11 protein-coding genes are annotated in these 14,267 nt (G+C 41.4%); 4 read left to right on the plus strand and 7 right to left on the minus strand.

The window, feature by feature from the left end; translation table 11 throughout:
• Nucleotides 1-57: 57 nt before the first annotated feature.
• Both FIS9605_RS0111880 and FIS9605_RS0111885 read left to right on the plus strand, forming a co-directional pair.
• Complete coding sequence (locus FIS9605_RS0111880) at nucleotides 58-1,611, plus strand: GAF domain-containing sensor histidine kinase (RefSeq protein WP_026732779.1); 1,554 nt, start codon at nucleotides 58-60, stop codon at nucleotides 1,609-1,611.
• A gap of 213 nt (nucleotides 1,612-1,824) precedes the next feature.
• The gene (locus tag FIS9605_RS0111885) at nucleotides 1,825-3,258 is read left to right on the plus strand and encodes an IctB family putative bicarbonate transporter (RefSeq protein ID WP_026732780.1); all 1,434 of its coding nucleotides are present in this window, start codon (nucleotides 1,825-1,827) and stop codon (nucleotides 3,256-3,258) included.
• 144 nt (nucleotides 3,259-3,402) lie between these two features.
• Here FIS9605_RS0111885 and FIS9605_RS0111890 read toward each other — a convergent pair whose 3' ends face one another.
• Complete coding sequence (locus FIS9605_RS0111890; RefSeq protein WP_026732781.1) at nucleotides 3,403-3,681, minus strand: WGxxGxxG family protein; 279 nt, start codon at nucleotides 3,679-3,681, stop codon at nucleotides 3,403-3,405.
• Between the two features lie 639 nt (nucleotides 3,682-4,320).
• Here FIS9605_RS0111890 and smpB point away from each other — a divergent pair.
• Nucleotides 4,321-4,788: an SsrA-binding protein SmpB gene (gene smpB, locus FIS9605_RS0111895; protein WP_026732782.1), complete on the plus strand. Its 468-nt coding sequence runs from the start codon at nucleotides 4,321-4,323 to the stop codon at nucleotides 4,786-4,788.
• Nucleotides 4,789-4,903: 115 nt separating this feature from the next.
• Here smpB and FIS9605_RS0111900 read toward each other — a convergent pair whose 3' ends face one another.
• Nucleotides 4,904-5,623, minus strand: coding sequence for a rhomboid family intramembrane serine protease (locus tag FIS9605_RS0111900; protein ID WP_026732783.1), 720 nt, complete (start codon nucleotides 5,621-5,623; stop codon nucleotides 4,904-4,906).
• 855 nt (nucleotides 5,624-6,478) lie between these two features.
• Here FIS9605_RS0111900 and FIS9605_RS0111905 point away from each other — a divergent pair.
• Nucleotides 6,479-7,129, plus strand: coding sequence for a response regulator transcription factor (locus tag FIS9605_RS0111905; protein ID WP_026732784.1), 651 nt, complete (start codon nucleotides 6,479-6,481; stop codon nucleotides 7,127-7,129).
• 124 nt (nucleotides 7,130-7,253) lie between these two features.
• On the opposite strand, the gene FIS9605_RS0111910 is transcribed toward FIS9605_RS0111905, so the two are convergent.
• The 5 genes from FIS9605_RS0111910 to psaB all read right to left on the minus strand — a co-directional run bounded on the left by FIS9605_RS0111910 (nucleotide 7,254) and on the right by psaB (nucleotide 14,101).
• Nucleotides 7,254-8,228, minus strand: a complete 975-nt coding sequence (locus FIS9605_RS0111910; RefSeq protein ID WP_026732785.1) for an SGNH/GDSL hydrolase family protein — start codon at nucleotides 8,226-8,228, stop codon at nucleotides 7,254-7,256.
• Between the two features lie 376 nt (nucleotides 8,229-8,604).
• Nucleotides 8,605-9,510 (minus strand): DNA-methyltransferase, encoded by a 906-nt coding sequence (locus FIS9605_RS0111915; RefSeq protein WP_026732786.1) that lies wholly within the window; start codon nucleotides 9,508-9,510, stop codon nucleotides 8,605-8,607.
• Between the two features lie 104 nt (nucleotides 9,511-9,614).
• Nucleotides 9,615-10,055 carry a cyanase gene (gene cynS / locus FIS9605_RS0111920; protein WP_026732787.1) on the minus strand — a complete coding sequence of 147 codons (441 nt, stop codon included), beginning with the start codon at nucleotides 10,053-10,055 and terminating at the stop codon, nucleotides 9,615-9,617.
• A gap of 400 nt (nucleotides 10,056-10,455) precedes the next feature.
• The gene (locus FIS9605_RS40905) at nucleotides 10,456-11,661 is read right to left on the minus strand and encodes an AIPR family protein (RefSeq protein ID WP_072032383.1); all 1,206 of its coding nucleotides are present in this window, start codon (nucleotides 11,659-11,661) and stop codon (nucleotides 10,456-10,458) included.
• 214 nt (nucleotides 11,662-11,875) lie between these two features.
• Nucleotides 11,876-14,101, minus strand: a complete 2,226-nt coding sequence (gene psaB / locus FIS9605_RS0111930; RefSeq protein WP_026732788.1) for a photosystem I core protein PsaB — start codon at nucleotides 14,099-14,101, stop codon at nucleotides 11,876-11,878.
• Nucleotides 14,102-14,267: the final 166 nt, after the last annotated feature.

The raw sequence follows: 14,267 nt of genomic DNA on the forward strand, positions 1-14,267 counted from the left end.
CAGAGACAGTGGTTATATGAATTACATTATCGAAAAATTATCAAGGTAGCGATGGTAATGGTAGAGCCTGAAAACAAATTGTTGCCCTTGAAGGATGGTTGGGCATCCCCGGAAACCCGAGAACAACAACGCCTCAAGGCTTTGTCAGAATTAGGTTTGCGACAACCAGAAACGATTCCAGTTTTTGAAGAAGCGACTCAAACTGCTGCTCATTTTTTGGAGGCACCAATTTCCATTTTGGGATTTGTGGATCAAGAACGCCATTGGTTTAAATCAGCAGTGGGTTTATCTAGGTTGGGATTAATGAATCAGTTGGCACAAAACCGTCAATTGTTACGCCGGGAGTCTTTTTGTACCCAGGTGGTAGAAAATTCGCAAATAATAGTAATAAATGATACAAAAAAACTAACTGATGCAGAGCTTGTTGCCAGCAAGTTGCTACTAGATTATGGCATTCGTGCTTATTTGGGGGCGCCACTATTTGATGCTTCGGGAAATTGTTTGGGCGCACTAGCGGTAATGGATTTAGTACCGCGCAACTTTACTAATCGAGACGTTGAGTTTTTACAAATCATCGCTCGTTGGAGTATGAGTGAATTTGAACGCAACCGACTCCTGCAAGCGACTTCAGAAAGCAATATTTCCAAGAGTCCTCCTGATTGGTCACTCCCAGAAGCAAATACCAGTGAAATTAGAATCACCCCTGTTACATTTTCAACTAACTCAGCTCCTACTAACCAACTCAAGTTGGAACTTTTAGGGCAGTTAACTCAGGAGTTGCGTACGCCTTTAACATCTGTATTAGGCATGGCTAGTGTTCTCGGCCGTGAAATTTACGGACCTTTGACTACTAAGCAGAGAGAATATTTAGAAATTATCCAACATAGCGGTCGGTACTTGCTTTCCCTAGTCAATGAAATTTCTGAACTGGGAGCAATGGATGAAGCTGAGAAAGCACTAAATCTCGCTCCTGTAGATATTGAAATGCTATGTCAACAAGCAATAAATACTCTGGAAGAAGCAGCTAATCGCCGCGAGCAAGATATTCGCTTGTCTCTCGAACCAGGACGCAATCGCATTTTGCCTTTAGATAAAGACAAGGTGCGACAAATGCTGTATCACCTAGTTTTCAGCGTGATTCAGTTATCTGCTACAGGTAGCGTTGTGCGAATTCATGTTTCTTATAAAGACGATACGTTCAATATTACAGTTTGGGTTTCGCATCCTTGGTTAGGAGACGGTATCACTGAAGTTGACCCTTATTTTTGCCCTAGCGCAGCGCCACTGCTGGAACTATCAGGTGAGACAGCAATTTTTAATACTCATTTAGAAAACCAGGAAGAAGCAGACAGCTTGCCACTAGTCGCAAACAAGTCTCAAGATATGAGAGTTTCCACCTCAAGTGTGCTGGATGCGACAAAACGGCATGGTAGCCTCTCACGCGAAAGCTTGGGTTTGTTACTCAGTTGTCAGTTGGCAGAACTGCACGGCGGATATATTTCAATTCAAGGTTCGCCAGAATCTGGATTTCGCTACGTGCTGAGTTTGCCACTAAATCAAGAGAAAGCAGAAGCAATGAATGATGTTTCATCAACTACCGCTTCTTCTTAGCAGTCATCATAAACTAATAGGGAATGGGGAATGGGTGAGAATTATGAATAATGAATGCTTAATACTGAAAATTTCAGAATTCATAATTCATAATTTTTTTCTTCTGTCTTCAATTAGCATGGACTATGAACTGGAAGTTTTTCAAATTTTGAGAAATACCAAATTATTATAAATCCAAGTTCTCTGCTCTATGCTAGTTGTTTACAGCATCATATGAATCTAATCTGGCAAAAATTCACTTTATCCTATTTACCACTCAAAGAATATCTCAACACCAGCTACCTACATGGTTCTCTTGTGGGGCTGTTGCGCTCTTGGCGGCAAACCAGTATTTTGTTGCAGTGGGGAGACATAATAGCGGCTGCCTTAGTTAGCTTGGTGTTGGTGTTAGCACCATTTACGGTGAATAATACAACTCTGCTAGGGCTTTTGCTGGCAGCTTGTGCGGCATTCTGGCTACTGTTGACTTTATCTGATGAAGTCACATCCTCAAATACTTTGCTTGTCACCCCGATTCACTTATTAGTGTTGCTCTACTGGGGAGTTAGTGTAGTTGCTACAGCTTTATCTCCAGAGAAAATGGCAGCTTTAAAAGGGCTGATAAATTTTACACTCTATTTGCTGCTGTTTGCACTGTGTGCCAGAATACTCAAATCACCCCGCATTAGATCTTATTTGCTGGTTTTGTACTTGCACGTGTCTTTGTTTGTGAGTATCTATGGAGTGCGGCAAAAGATTTTTGGTGCTGCACAGTTGGCAACGTGGGTTGACCCTGAATCTCCATTGTCAAAAAATACCAGGGTCTATAGTTATTTGAGTAATCCAAATTTGCTGGCTGGATATTTGTTACCAGCTGTGATTTTGAGTTTAGTGGCGGTGTTTGCTTGGCAAGGATGGCAGCGTAAAGCTTTGGCTGTCACTATGTTTGTTGTGAATATGGCCTGCTTCCGTTTTGCTGACAGTCGTGGTGGCTTTATTGGCTTGGCGATCGCTCTAATTTTCCTAGTCTTGCTACTGCGCTACTGGTACGGTCAGTACCTACCCCGGTTTTGGCGCATTTGGTTAGTACCGATGCTGTTGGGGTGTTTTTTGGCTGTGTTTGTGGTGATGTTTGGAGTTTCAGAAACTTTTCGCCTCCGCATTACCAGTATTTTTGCTGGTCGTGAAGATAGCAGTAATAACTTCCGTATGAATGTTTGGACTGCTGTGTTTAACATGATTCACGACTATCCGATTTTTGGTATTGGGCCTGGACACGACGTTTTTAATAAAATTTACCCACTCTACCAACTGCCTCGGTATAATGCCCTCAGTGCTTATTCGATTTTGCTAGAAGTTGCTGTGGAAACTGGATTAATTGGTTTGGCTAGTTTCCTATGGTTTTTAATCGTGACATTTAATACAGGTTGGTTGCAACTCCAACGATTCCGGCAATTAAATAGTGTGAATGGTTTGTGGTTAATTGGGGCGATCGCTGCTTTGGCAGGTATGCTAGGTCATGGTTTTGTGGATACTGTGTGGTATCGTCCAGCAGTCAATAGTATCTGGTGGCTATTGGTGGCTTTAGTAGCTAGTTACTGGATACCTTTAGCTCAAGACCAAACTCGACAAGTAAATTCACCCAATCCAGAACCCACAGCAAACTAAAGCCTGCTCTAGAAAATTAAAAAGGCCTTGGGAAAGAAGAAACCCAAGGCTTTCTGTGTGTTGTCATCTTTATTAAAAGCGTGTGTTATGGAAAAATTTTTGGTTACATCCGCTTACACATTTACTGGACAGCGATTAACAAAATTATTCTCTGTAGGTAGTGCCACCAACAGCGTTAGGATCGCGATAACGAGTTGGTTCATCGGAGCGCTTCCTACCAGCCAAACCAGCTAGACCTAACAAACCAAGTAATCCTAACCAACCCCAATCAAAACCATCGTCATATCTGGTAGTAGGTGTGGTGGTAGTGGTATCAGGAGCGGTTGGCGTGGTTTGTGCTTGTGCGGGTAAAGTCAAGGGCAAAATTGTCATACCCAAGGTAACGATGCCAGCGCCAACAACTTTAGTGAAATTGCTTTTCATGGTGAAAGTTCCTCATCTGTTTCAAAGTTATTCACCACTCTATCGAGACTCTATATGAACAAAATCACTCTATAGCCATAAACTCAACACTTTAAACTCACGCTTAAGATATATTAAACGCTGCCATCCTTACAGGGGTTGGGATAGGACTTATATTCAGTCAAGCATATATATTGGTTTATTGACACTCCCACAGCTACGTGAATTTCGCGCAAGCGCTCATTCCCGTAAAAAGCCGTGGGATTCTTGGTTCATCCAGCAAGCCGTAAACCTCTGAGTCCCTATTCCTATCCGCCGGATAATACACGGGCAATACTTAACCAAGTATCCGCTACTACTGTACGAGATACCGAGTCAATTCACAGAAGACCTAGAGGGCATCAGTCCCCAAGCTTTCGACTAAAGCCACTGGGTTTTCAGCTTTAATGTTATAACCCTTTATAGATTCGTAAGACTGAAATATCTTGCAGCATTCTCATCAGAGCCAGAGGCTCTTAGTTCTCGTAGTTCTCGTTACCAGGTTGAACCTAGTAACGAGGGTTTGGAGGCTCTGCCTCCCAGCATTTACAACTGGTGCAAGATGTGAATAAGACAAACTAAGGGATTTTTTAGTAATATTAGACGCAAGCACAATTATCAATGAGCGATAAGAGCGACGGTTACAAAGTTGTTAGTGAAAATCGGCAAGCCCGGTATTTGTATGAGATTCTCGAAACCTATGAAGCTGGTATTCAGTTGACGGGAACCGAGGTTAAATCGATCCGTGCAGGCAAGGTCAACCTTCAAGATGGCTATGCTTTGGTTCGCAATGGAGAAGCATGGCTAATAAACGTGCATATTTCACCTTATACCGCGAGTGGACAGTATTTTAACCACGAACCACGCCGCACGCGTAAATTACTGCTGCATCGCCAGGAAATTCGGAAGCTAATTGGCAAGGTGGAACAGCAAGGTTTGACTTTAGTACCTTTAAAAATGTATTTCAAACGTGGTTGGGTGAAAGTAAGTGTGGCTCTTGTCAAGGGTAAAAAGCTGCACGATAAGCGAGAAGACCTCAAGAAGCGCCAAGATCAACGCGAAATGCAAAGGGCGATGAAGAATTATTAATAGTCATTGGTCATTTGTCCTTTGTCATTGGTCATTAGTAGCCTAGGGTAAGCTAAACAAAGGGTATCTACGTCTTTGTTCCTTGAACCAATGACTAATGACCAATGACCAATGACTACCAGTTATATTTTTCTTGCCCTGAATCTTCCTTCAATAATCCCAGAACTGGACCGAGAACAGCCCCAACAATAAAACCACCAGCGTGTGCCCAGTAGGCGATGCCGCCACTTTCCATACCGATGTTGCTCGGTGCTTCAAGGCTGGCAACTCCGTAGAATGCTTGCTGGAGAAACCACAATCCGAGAAAAAAGTATGCTGGAACGCGGAAGGTAGGGAAAAAGAAACCCAAGGGAACTATACCCAAAACTTCTGCTTGGGGAAAGCGGACTATGTATGCTCCCAAAACACCAGCGATCGCCCCACTCGCCCCCAAAGAAGGAACAGCAGAACCCTGTGAAAAGTACCACTGAGCTAAGGTGGCTAAAACACCGCAAGTTAAATAGAAAAACAAATATTTGATATGGCCTAACTTGTCTTCTACGTTATTGCCAAAAACCCACAAAAATAACATATTGCCACCCAAGTGCAGCAAACCACCATGTAAAAATTGGGCAGTAATCAATGTCACCCACTCTGGCACGGGCTGATTTACGGAAATTCCTGCAAAACTAGCTGTTAGTTCTCGTGGTACTACCGCAAATAAATGGAAGAACCCGTCTAAATATTGAGGAGGTAGACTTGCTTCATAAACAAAAGCGAGGACATTAGCAGCAATCAGCCCATAAGTAACATAGGGCGTAATTTTTGTTGGATTATTATCTCGAATTGGAACCACAGGCTTTTTTCTTCATTTATTAGAACTAAATTCACAATATCTAAGCTGTCTAGTTTTTTCTTCTAACCTCTGGATAGATTTAGTACTGTGAATTGGGCTTAATTGTTGACTAAGCAAATATCACGGACTGCAAAATCTCATCTAAGTTGATGACAATCTAAATTTTGCGGTGACAAGATATGCTTTAGATGTGTTGTGAACAAAATTCGTAACTATCATGACTACAGACTAGCAAAGTTCGGTGTAATTTTATTCTTAAGGGCATTGGCTAAATCAACTCACTAGTTTATATGTCAACAAATACTGAAAAATTTAGTTAGAACTCTTTACCTGGATTATTTATTGGTAGAAGATATCGCAAAATTGATAAAGTGAGGAAAATAACAACTTTGTCAAGATTATGGTTAAAACTTACAGAATTATTGCTATCTATGAAGGTTGTCATCCGTGGATGTTTCAGAAGGAACTAGCATTTGTATGCTACATTCAAAGTTGTAGATATATTTATTCGCACATTTTTTGTTGGGTTGAGTCTTTGATTTTCCCAAGCTATATATGTATGTATATATAGCTAAGTCTTATTTGATAAAAACATCTGTATTGATGATTTGTTACGATTTATAAAATAATCTGTGGCCAATAGCACAGATAATTGTAATCGAGTTCAACTGTGTTAATGCATCTGAATAATGTTTCCAACGGATGGAAGATAAACTTTGTAATTCAACCCTTAGGGAGTTATGAACTGGTACTCCTGTCATAGTATGAAACATAAGAGTACTATTATTATCTGTGTTCACTGATGTGGTAATAGGAACAAATTTCTTAGTAAAAAATGCTAGGGGTGTACTGTCCATGCCCTTGACGATCCTCGTAGTGGATGACGATCCGGGCACTCGTTTGTCTATCAGCGATTATCTTGAACTGTCTGGTTACTCAGTAATTGTTGCTAATGACGGCCTAGAGGCTTTGACAAAGGTGGAAGAGTGCCGTCCTGATTTGCTGGTTACTGATATTGTCATGCCACGAATGAATGGTTATGAACTGGTGCGCCAAGTGCGTCAAAAACCTGAGTTCCGTTTGCTGCCGGTAATTTTGTTAACAGCACGAACGAAGACACAAGAAAGAATTCTTGGCTACCAGTCGGGGTGCGATTTGTACTTACCCAAGCCTTTTGAATTAGAAGAGTTAGGAGCAGCAATTCGTAATCTCTTGGCGCGATCGCAGATAATTCAATCTGCTTTTCGTGCTTCTGAACCGGAGGAGGAAAACCACTCCCAGTTAAATCACACGCAACAATCTCAGTGGCTTTTAGAACTGACACCAAGAGAACGGGAAGTTCTTGAACTTTTGACTCATGGTCTTTCTAATGCTGATATGGGTCAAAAGCTGCACTTGAGTCCTCGGACAGTGGAAAAGTACGTTAGCAGTTTATTGAGAAAAACAGCCACCAGTAATCGAGCCGAATTGGTACGTTTCGCTATGAAGCATGGTTTGGTGGAATAGCTATTGCCACTAATGCTTTGCTGGGAGAGAAATAAAAAATAAAAGTTTTTAAACTAGATTTAGTATCAGATGCGTTACTAATCTTAAAAGAAGTGATATTGGCGACTTTCAAATTTTTAATTATTTATTGCGATCGCTCTAATTTTCCAAAAGCCAAGCGAGATTCTATCCGATTTAGCACTGCTTGCCAAATCTCATAACCATTTTCGTTCAGATGTAAACCATCTGTGGTTAAGTCTTCGCGCAAATTGCCCTGAAAATCTGCAAACCAATTATAGAGGTTTAAATAATTAACTCCTTCTTGTTGAGCAATCAAAGCCAGTCGATGATTGATACGAGTAACGCGGCTATTAGAAATTGTCGGCAGGCGAGTTGGCAAAATTGATTGGATAATAATCACACTATCTGGATGATTCTGCTGCAAACGGCGGATAATCCGGCGATGATTGCTTAAAATCTCCTCATCGGTTGCACCTCTACGTAAGTCGTTAATCCCAGCCATGACATAAATAACACTGGGTTTAGTTGTGGCAAAAGCAGACAATCTTGTTAAAACACCACTAGAAGTATCTCCAGATATTCCCTGATTCAGCCACAATTTTTCGCTAGGGAGCATATCTTTGGGAAACCACATACTCAAAGAATCACCTAGTAAAATACTCAAGCGATTGTTGCCTTGACCTTTAGCGATCGCTTTGGCTTCCATTGCCAATAAACCTTTCCAGTCTTGATAGGTTAATTTATACTTATCCCCTGACTCTGACAATGTCTGCAAGTAATCATCATATGAGCGAGTATAAATCTTACCTGCCTTGAGAGCTGCCAATCGATGGTAATAAAGTTGATTTCCAGAGACAAGCTTACGAACAGGCTTATAGCTTGGCTTTGGTAATGATTCTGCTACAGCCAAATTGCGATCGCTGAATTCTGGCGAGGGAGTTTCTAAAGTTGGGGCTACCGTTCCACCTACAGCGGGCTGCAAATTCTGTTTTGTATTCCAAGTTACTTGATTGTCTGAATTGACAGTCGATTGCTGTGGTAATACTGGTACAACTATTCCTGTTAACAAACCTGCTGCCAACAGATAAACATCCCTCATGTCGTATTTTCTCCTGTTTTAGTTATTATCTTTCCAAATCACAGCAGTTATTTGCTGATTACAGGATAATCCTTCATCAGCTAAATCCTCACCTTCTACAGTATTTACACTGTATAGGTGTTATTTCGCTAGCTAGTGAGATTACTTTTACAATATCTTTAATGTGTTTTCCTGTGAATAGATTTGTATAATATAAGACTAATTTTATCAGTATTTAAGTAGTATTACTAAATTATCTACTTCTAACACTTCTATAAACTTCTTAATCAAAAAAAGTTTTAAGATTCATGCAGTGAAAATAAATAAACCGTCATGAACAAGTCAAAACGCAGATGCACTCAGCATTATTCCCTTCTGGCTTCAAACACTAAGTTTGTTACTCTTCAAACCGATAACGGCTACCGATCGCATAATTTTCATTCATCTCAAACGAGATCCACCGCCTTTGCAAAGTCTCAGCAACGAAACCTGTTGTATTGGAACCTGCAAAGGGATCTAAAATCAGATCGCCTTCATCTGTTAAAAATTTAATAAAGAACTCCGCAAAACCTTGGGGAAAACGCGCAGGATGAGGTTGTATTCCCGCTGCTTTACAGCGACGCAGGTATACACTATTAGATTCAGTATTGGCAATTTCTAGTAAGTTAGGTGGAATTGCACCCTGATTATTTTTTTGAAACTTCTCAGAAATATCATGTCCACTAGGACGCATTTTAGCTTTATAGCCATTTTTGAGTAACTGCTTCATACTCTGGCTGTATGGCTTTAAAACTTTTCTGTTATCAGCTTTCGGGTGAGGCGTTTTCGATAACCACCAAACTACATTTACTGAATCTTTAACGCGAATGCGCCTAATTGTCACCCATTCAGCAGGAGTAGGTAGTCGTGCTGGATTATAGTGATAAAATTCTTGGGCAAGAAAGAAGCCGACTTCCTTACACAACCTGACTAATAATTCATATTGGTAGATACTCCGTACTGGATTACCAGGTAGGTAAGCACCGCCTAAATCCAGTACAAATGAGCCATCATCTACAAGTACTCTTTTGAATTCGTAGGCAAAAGGTAGAAACCATTCTATATATTTTTCAGCACTTTCGTTGCCGTATTCTTTTTTGCGGGTGAGCGCGAATGGAGGTGAAGTAATAATTAGATTAATACTGTTATCTTCAATAAATTTTATTAGCTCTTGGCTATCACCTAAATATGCAGCACCGTAATTTTGAGAGTAATAGGGTGTAAAGTTTATTGCTTTTTCTGATTTTATTTGTTCTTGTGTCAAGAGAATTTGTGCTTATAATTTATTTTCATATCAAATTCTTATTTAAATCCCCTCTTGTTTAGAAAGAGGGGTACTTAAAAGGAAAATAGGGTAGAAATAAAACTCTACCATTTTTTGTAAGGAAGAAATTTACCAGACATGATAACTTTAACGCGATCGCCTTTGGGGTCTTCTTCTTTTTCTATATCTAAAGTAAAATCAATTGCGCTCATGATTCCATCGCCAAACTTTTCGTGAATCACCGCTTTCATCGGCATTCCATACACTTGCATAATTTCGTAAAAACGGTAAATCAGAGGATCTGTTGGTACAACAGGGCCTAATCCTTTAACAGGATATTCTGTTAATTCTTTCACATAACTTTCATCAAGTCCTAATGCTTCAACTAATTGTTTTGCCTCTTCCTCAGAAGCACTAGCTTGACGATAGATTGCAGCCGCAATCCATACTTCATCACGTCCTAAAATCCTTTCTAAATCTGTAAAGCTTAGTCCCTTATCTTTTTTCGCTGCCAACAGCTTTTGAGTTATTTCGGGAATAGACACTTTCAGACTCCTTGTGCTAAGCAACTGCTGGTCTAAGATTATATCTTGCGATCGCTTTTTAATGCTTCATTAAGAAGTTTTTAAAACGCAAAAGTTAAATATTTGAGAAACTGAGGCAGGCTCTACTTTCGGAAGTTATTTACCAGTCTAGGACACTATTAAGTATTCAAAATCGTGACAAAAAACAAAAACCTGATTTTTTCTAGTTGAGTCATAGAAAATTCGGTCTTCTCCACAATAAAAACCAAATTTGTAAGATTAGTGAAATCAATATACTAAGTAAGTCAGCGTAAAATATTCAATGTTTGCAGTAAGCGCTTCAGCGATAAAGCGCTTACTACGAGCTAACTGTCAAGTTTTACTCTTCTTGACACAGTTTGATTTATTCGCGCCGACTTACTTAAATACTTAGACGCTTGTAAAGCGAGGTAATTTGGTAGAGGGCTGCATAACAGGCTTTACTCTTTCCCATTGTTGCTGGATTGGAGTCAGCCATTTCCATAAAAACTGACTTTGTCATCCGTATAAGTTCCTCATCGCGGAAAGAATCAGGTGGCTCTATTTTCCAACCTTCTGGAGTCTTGCGTGCAAAAGCAGAAAGTGATGCGAGGATGGGAAAAATTATACCGTCTGATACCTCCAAAATATTTTGATTTTCGTCACGTGTTATTCCTTTTTTCAATCCTGTACCCTTAAATCCTTGATGTTTTTTCCATTTTTCGTACAGTTGATAAGCTTGTGCGGCTACATCCAAATAGAACTGGTAGAGTTCTTTATACTTAGCACTATCTATCTTTTTTTCAGGCTGTTTTTCGCCCTTGGCAATACTGTAAATTTCCCGGAAGTCTTTTAGGCATTTGGCTTTTTTGTCATAGGTATAGACCTTATTCGGATTTTCTACCTCTTTTTCATTGAGCCACAGTTCTCCAGGAACAAGAGCAGCAATCACTTGAAGTAATCGTTCGGTAGCAAGGTAATCATCTGATAATTGAGTTTCAGATTTACGGAGCTTTTTACCAGATAACTTAGCTTGCAAACTTGCTTCTAGTTCATCTAGTTGCCCTAAGCGTCCTGCAATTGAGAGACTCATCACATCATTCTGAAAATTTCGTGCGATAGATATCTCCGCAATTAAGTCATCATCAGTGGTAATAATCAACTCAAAAGTTACGTGAATTTCAGGTATTTCTCCTCCAAACTTTTGACAATCGTTAAAAAAGTCCTTGATAACACCTTGAGTTTGTGAGCCGTTGATTATGCTTGGTTTAACGAGGAACAAGCATTTTTTTTGTTCATCAACAGTATAATCTCTAGATACAATAACCAACCCACCGTTGAGAACTGAAAATTTATGAGAACTATTTTTTAAGGTATCTTCTATAGCTCGGTGGACACTTGTTGGTCTACGTCTTTGTTTTCCTTCTGCATCTAGAAGATAGTCGCGGACATTTTCGTTTGTAGGAAGGCTTAAAACTGATGTTAATGGTGCGTGTCCAAAAAGAGTTTTACGATTGTTCTCAATATCTTCTGGACAACTAACATTGCGAAATGAATAGTAGGGAAACTCAACAAAATCAACACTACGTTTACTTGTTGCATGTTTCATATTGAATTCCTCATTTTTCGACGTTAGATCACCTTGGCAAGACCGCCAGCTACTAACTGGGGTAGGGTGGAATCAACAACTCAATAATAATAACCCAAAAGCTTGAGAATTGATTGGGAACTTCAAAAAAGATTTTCCCTAAATACTTACACAAAAAATCCCCCACCAAATGGCAGGGGATTTTATTACTTACCTATCAAAACTAGCAACCGGGTTAACCGAACTTACCAGCCGTCGAGGCAATGAGGAATGCTGCATAGGTTAGAACATAGCCCACAGAGAAGTGAACTAAACCAACCAAACGAGCTTGAACGATAGACAGAGCAACGGGCTTGTCTTTCCAGCGAACCAGGTTCGCAATTGGAGTACGCTCGTGTGCCCAAACAAGAGTTTCAATCAACTCTTGCCAGTAACCTCTCCAGGAGATGAGGAACATGAAGCCGGTAGCCCAAACTAGGTGTCCGAATAGGAACATCCAAGCCCAAACAGACAGGTTGTTCATGCCGTAGGGATTGTATCCGTTAATCAACTGAGCGGAGTTAGCCCAGAGGTAATCACGGAACCAGCCCATGAGGTATGTAGAAGATTCGTTGAACTGAGCAACGTTGCCTTGCCAAATACCCAAATGCTTCCAGTGCCAGTAGAAAGTTACCCAACCTACTGTGTTCAATGCCCAGAAAGTAGCGAGGTAAAAGGCGTCCCAAGCGGAGATGTCGCAAGTACCACCACGACCGGGGCCGTCGCAAGGGAAGGCGTAGCCGAAGTCCTTTTTATCGGGCATCAGCTTAGAACCACGAGCATCCAAAGCACCTTTAACCAATACTAAGGTGGTGGTGTGGATTGCTAGGGCAAAGGCATGGTGTACTAAAAAGTCACCAGGGCCAATTGTTAAGAACAGGGAATTAGTACCAGAGTTGATTGCATCCAGCCAACCAGGCAACCAAACGTTACCGTAGTTGGGATAAGCGGTGTAAGCAACACTGTCTGGGTTGGACAACAGAACGTCGAGTCCATACAGCACTTTACCGTGAGCAGCTTGGATGAACTGAGCAAACACAGGCTCAATCAAAATTTGCTTCTCGGGTGTGCCGAAGGCAACTACTACGTCGTTGTGTACATACAGACCCAAGGTGTGGAAGCCCAAGAACAGGGATACCCAGCTCAGGTGAGAGATAATCGCTTCTTTGTGCTTCAGCACGCGCTCAAGTACGTTGCCCTTATTTTGTTCGGGATCGTAGTCACGTACCCAGAAGATGGCACCGTGAGCGAATGCACCGAGCATCAAGAAAATGGCAATGTACTGGTGGTGAGTGTACAACGCTGCCTGAGTTGTGTAGTCCTTAGCAATAAATGCGTAAGGAGGCAGGGAGTACATGTGTTGCGCTACCAAGGAGGTGATTACACCCAAGCAAGCTAGGTGCCAACCCAACTGGAAGTGCAAAGAGTTGTTGTAGGTTTCATAAATGCCTTGGTGAGGCATGTTGAAGGGGCCTTCTACGGATTTGCCGAAGAAGGTTTTGGCATCCATCATTTCTTTGATGCTGTGACCGATGCCAAAGTTGGTGCGGTACATGTGACCGGCAACGATGAATAGTACTGCGATCGCTAAGTGGTGGTGAGCCATATCAGTCAACCACAGCGATTCAGTCTGAGGATGGAAACCACCTAAGAAAGTTAGAATCGCAGTACCAGATCCTTGGGAAGTGCCGAACACATGGTTTGCAGTGTCTGGGTTCTGTGCGTAAACACCCCAGTTACCTGTAAAGAAAGGTTGCAAGCCTGCTGGGTGGGGCAGAGTGCTGAGGAAGTTATCCCAGCCTACATGCTGTCCGCGAGATTCGGGGATAGCGACGTGAACCAAGTGACCAGTCCAAGCCAATGAACTTACACCGAACAAACCTGCCAAGTGGTGGTTGAGGCGAGACTCAGCCATCTTGAACCAAGCGAGGCTGGGACGGAATTTGGGTTGTAAGTGCAACCAGCCAGCAAACAGGAACAAGGATGCTAACAATAGCAGGAAGATGGAACCCATGTACAGGTCGCCATTTGTCCGCATACCGATGGTGTACCACCAGTGGTAGACCCCAGAGTATGCAATGTTTACTGGATAGTTAGCTCCACCTTGAGTGAAAGCTTCTATTGCAGGTTTACCGAAGTGGGGGTCCCAAATCGCGTGGGCGATCGGACGGATATGAAGGGGATCTTTAATCCACTGTTCAAAGTTACCTTGCCAGGCTACGTGGAATAGAAGGCTGGAAGCCCACAGGAAAATGATTGCCAGATGACCGAAGTGAGTAGCGAAAATCTTTTGGTAGAGATTTTCTTCGGTCATGCCATCATGGCTTTCAAAATCATTTCCCATAGCCATCGCATACCAGATCCGACGTGTCGTCGGATCTTGTGCGAGATCCTGGCTAAATTTTGGAAATTTTGTTGCCATAGGTTAAATAAATCCTCTGACTCTTAGCCATCAAGTATCAGCGTTGTTAGTTGTTAGTTGTTAGTTGTTAGTTGTTAGTTGTTAGTTGTTAGTTGTTTGTTGTTTGTTGTTTGTTATTTATTCCAAACAACGACCAACCACCAACAAAATCCTACTAACCACTAAC

Source organism: Fischerella sp. PCC 9605 (assembly GCF_000517105.1).
In the GTDB taxonomy this organism is placed as follows: Bacteria; Cyanobacteriota; Cyanobacteriia; order Cyanobacteriales; family Nostocaceae; genus PCC9605.

What these genes read in the sequence shown, in the direction of transcription:
- FIS9605_RS0111885 (WP_026732780.1), top strand. Translation starts at nt 1,825, where the DNA reads ATGAATCTAATCTGGCAAAAATTCACTTTATCCTATTTACCACTCAAA.
- FIS9605_RS0111910 (WP_026732785.1), bottom strand. Translation starts at nt 8,228, where the DNA reads ATGAGGGATGTTTATCTGTTGGCAGCAGGTTTGTTAACAGGAATAGTT.
- FIS9605_RS0111880 (WP_026732779.1), top strand. Translation starts at nt 58, where the DNA reads ATGGTAGAGCCTGAAAACAAATTGTTGCCCTTGAAGGATGGTTGGGCA.
- FIS9605_RS0111905 (WP_026732784.1), top strand. Translation starts at nt 6,479, where the DNA reads ATGCCCTTGACGATCCTCGTAGTGGATGACGATCCGGGCACTCGTTTG.
- psaB (WP_026732788.1), bottom strand. Translation starts at nt 14,101, where the DNA reads ATGGCAACAAAATTTCCAAAATTTAGCCAGGATCTCGCACAAGATCCG.
- smpB (WP_026732782.1), top strand. Translation starts at nt 4,321, where the DNA reads ATGAGCGATAAGAGCGACGGTTACAAAGTTGTTAGTGAAAATCGGCAA.
- FIS9605_RS0111890 (WP_026732781.1), bottom strand. Translation starts at nt 3,681, where the DNA reads ATGAAAAGCAATTTCACTAAAGTTGTTGGCGCTGGCATCGTTACCTTG.
- FIS9605_RS40905 (WP_072032383.1), bottom strand. Translation starts at nt 11,661, where the DNA reads ATGAAACATGCAACAAGTAAACGTAGTGTTGATTTTGTTGAGTTTCCC.